This window comes from Stenotrophomonas sp. HMWF003, assembly GCF_003061285.1.
Lineage (GTDB): Bacteria > Pseudomonadota > Gammaproteobacteria > Xanthomonadales > Xanthomonadaceae > Stenotrophomonas > Stenotrophomonas maltophilia_AP.
The window spans coordinates 1-3,029 of the sequence record NZ_QAIW01000148.1 but is presented as its reverse complement, the minus strand read 5'-3'; the positions used below and the strand labels follow the sequence as shown (position 1 = coordinate 3,029).

General features: G+C 69.5%; 3 protein-coding genes. 1 reads left to right on the top strand and 2 read right to left on the bottom strand.

Annotated elements, in window-relative coordinates:
• Positions 1–1,320, bottom strand: a 1,320-nt coding sequence (locus DBR34_RS05670) for an MFS transporter (protein WP_258223695.1), incomplete at its 3' end; no start/stop codon positions are given.
• A 182-nt stretch (positions 1,321–1,502) separates the two neighbouring features.
• Complete coding sequence (locus DBR34_RS05665; RefSeq protein ID WP_128096045.1) at positions 1,503–2,411, bottom strand: LysR family transcriptional regulator; 909 nt, start codon at positions 2,409–2,411, stop codon at positions 1,503–1,505.
• A 148-nt stretch (positions 2,412–2,559) separates the two neighbouring features.
• Here DBR34_RS05665 and DBR34_RS05660 point away from each other — a divergent pair, with 148 nt between their 5' ends.
• Positions 2,560–3,006: a universal stress protein gene (locus DBR34_RS05660; RefSeq protein ID WP_128096044.1), complete on the top strand. Its 447-nt coding sequence runs from the start codon at positions 2,560–2,562 to the stop codon at positions 3,004–3,006.
• Positions 3,007–3,029: the final 23 nt, after the last annotated feature.

Here is a 3,029-nt window from a genome sequence, read left to right as displayed (position 1 = left end):
GGTCACCGCCTCAAGCACGCCGCCGGCCAGCACGGCGGCAAAGCCCTTGACCGTGTTGAACCAGGCCGAGGCGAACGGGCCATCGGCCGGCGCCAGGCTGCCGGTGGCCAGCAGCAACAGCGGCAGCACCGCCATCGGCTGGGCGAAGATCTGCACCAGTTGCAGCAGCACGAAGTTGTCGCGGTTCCAGTCGGTGCCCAGGTGGCTGCCCAGCCAACAGGCCAGCGCCAGCAACGCCAACCCGGTGGCCTGCACCCAGCGGCAGTCCACCCGGCGCTGGTTGAGCAGCGTGGCCACCAACGGCAGGGCCAGCAGCTGCGGAAGGGCCACCCACAGCATCAGCGGCGCGGTCTGCAGCGGCCGGTAGCCCTGCACCTGGGCCAGGAAGCTGGAGGGAATCAGGATCACCGCCAGCAGCACGAACAGCACCCCGCCCAGGGTGATCAGCGCGTAACTGAGGTTGCGGTTGGCCAGCAGCTGCAGCTTGAAGAACGGCAACGGGTGCGACCATTCGTTGTAGAGGAACAGCACCAGCAGGCCGCTGCCGCCGCCCAGCAGCGTGCAGATCAGCGGCGAGGCGAACCAGTCCAGCCGCGGCCCCTGCACCAGCCCCAGCACCAGCATCACCAGCGCCGGCAGGCCCAACGCCAGGCCCAACCCGTTGAACTGTGCAAACCGCTCCAGCCGCAGCGGATCCTGCGGCAGGCCCCAGCCAACCATGGCGATGGCCGCGATGCACCACGGCACGATCTGCCAGAACGCCCAGTGCCAGCCCACGTACTCCACCCACAGCGCCGCCATCGGCGTGCCCAGGCTGGGTCCGAACGTGGCGGTGAGTGCGTAGCCGGCCAGCCCGTACAACTTGATGCCCGGCGGCAGGAAGCGCAGCGCCACGCTCATCAGCAGCGGCGGCAACGCGCCGCCGGCCAGGCCCTGCAGCGCGCGCAGGATCAGAAAGGAAGGCAGGTCCGGGGCCAGCGGGCACAGCACGCCCAGCAACATGAAGGCGCCGATCATGCACATCGCGAAGCGACGCAGCGAGAACGTCACCGCACACCATGGCGCAAACGCCATCGCGCTGACCGACATCGCCGTGTACACCGCCACGATCCAGCTGCCCTGGTCGACGCTGAAACCCATCGCACCGCGGATATCGGCCAGCGCGACCTTGGTGACGTTTTCGTTGATGCCCGAGATCAGCACCGCCAGCAGCACCCCGCACAGGCCCACTGCCAGGCGCGGGCTCAGCACGGCCTGCGGGGGCGACGCCGGCGCGGCGGGTGCGGCGGTGGCCGGCACGGGTGCGCTCAGCGCAGTCATCGTGCACCGCCAGCAACGGCACGGTGCACGGCATACAGCAGGAACATGGCAACCACTCCACGACGGGGAGCGGCAGTCTAGGCAGCGCGCATGCTGCGAAAAATGCTGCGCCGGCCAATCCACGAATGCATCAGGCGCACGCCTCGATCGTCACCCGGCGCGCCATGCGCGCGTGCCCGGACTCAGGCCAGGCCTGACTGTGCGTCGCACAGGGCCTTGATGCTGCGGCGCAGCCAACGATGCGCCAGATCGCTGTCCAGGCGCGGGTGCCATGCCTGCACCACAACGGCCGTGCTGACCGGAATCGGCAGTTCGAACAGCCGCAGCGGCACGCCCAGCCGTTCCAGCCGGCCCAGCATCACGCTCGGCATCTGCGGCAGGATCAGGTCCGAGTCGGCCGCGGCGAAGATCGCCGAATGGAAGGTGGGCATGATCTGCGCCACCCGGCGCTGCAGGCCCTGCGTGGTCAGGTAATCGTCGATCGGCCCGTGCGGGCGGCCGCGCCGCGACACCGCGATGTGGTCGTAGGCAACGAAGCGCTGCACGGTGATCTCCTCGGCAAACAGCGGGTGGTCCTCGCGCGCGGCCCCGAAGAACGAGGTACTGAACAGGTTCTGCACCTTGGTATCGGCGCCATGCTTGCCGGCGGTGCTGATGTGCAGGTCGATGCGACCCTGCTGCATGGCGTCGTCATCGCCGTCGCCTTCAGGCACGAAGCGCAGCACCGCGCGCGGTGCCTGGGCCTGGAACAGCTCGCGCATGCGGCCGCCGTAGGTACCCACGAACACATCGTTGGCGCGGATGCTGAAGGTGCGCTCCAGGGTCAGCATGTCGACCTCGCGGCCAGCGTTGAACACCAGGTGCGCCTGTTCGATCACCTCACGCACCTGCTCGCGCAGCTGCAGCGCGCGTGGGGTGGGCGCCAGCCCCCGGCCCGAGCGCACCAGCACCGGGTCGCCCACCGCCTCGCGGATGCGGCCCAGGGTGCGGCTCATCGCCGGCGCGCTCAGGTTCATCCGCCGCGCGGCACCGACCACGCTGCCCTCCTCGATCAGCACGTCCAGGGCAAGCAGCAGGTTCAGGTCGGGCATGGCGGCGGCACACAGGGAGGATGGCAGTCACTTTACGGCATGCCAATTCCAGAATTCGTGCGTTTGGCGCAATCCATGCCTGCGGCGCACGGCATGGGTGTGCGGGGTGCTTTGCGCGACCATCCCCGTCCCCCCTGCGAGATGCCGCATGTTCACCACCGTTCTGGTCGCCATCGACGGCGGCCCCCAGCACGCCCAGGTGCTGGCACTGGCCGCGTCACTGGCCACCCCGCACACCCGCCTGCACCTGCTGTGCGTGCTGGACCCGGCCTTTGCGCTGGCCGACGATGCGCCGCGTGCCGACCGCACCGAGTACGTGGCCGCGGACGACCAGCGCCATCAGGCCGTGCAGCTGCTGACCACCGCGCTGGACCAGCTGCGCGAGCGCGGCATCGATGGCGTGGCCAGCCACCCCGCCGGGGAACCGGCCCAGGTCCTGTGCGATTACGCCCGCCAGCACGACTGCGACCTGATTGTCATCGGTCACCGGCATCTTTCCCGGATGGAGCGGCTGTTCGAGCGTTCCGTCGGCCAATGGACCATCGACCACGCCCCGTGCCCGGTGCTGGTCGAGGTCCGCGACGCCGTTCCCTGACACCTTCGCAGGTCACCCATGCC

Coding starts and splice junctions, on each gene's coding strand:
- DBR34_RS05665 (WP_128096045.1), bottom strand. CDS start 2,411: ATGCCCGACCTGAACCTGCTGCTTGCCCTGGACGTGCTGATCGAGGAG.
- DBR34_RS05660 (WP_128096044.1), top strand. CDS start 2,560: ATGTTCACCACCGTTCTGGTCGCCATCGACGGCGGCCCCCAGCACGCC.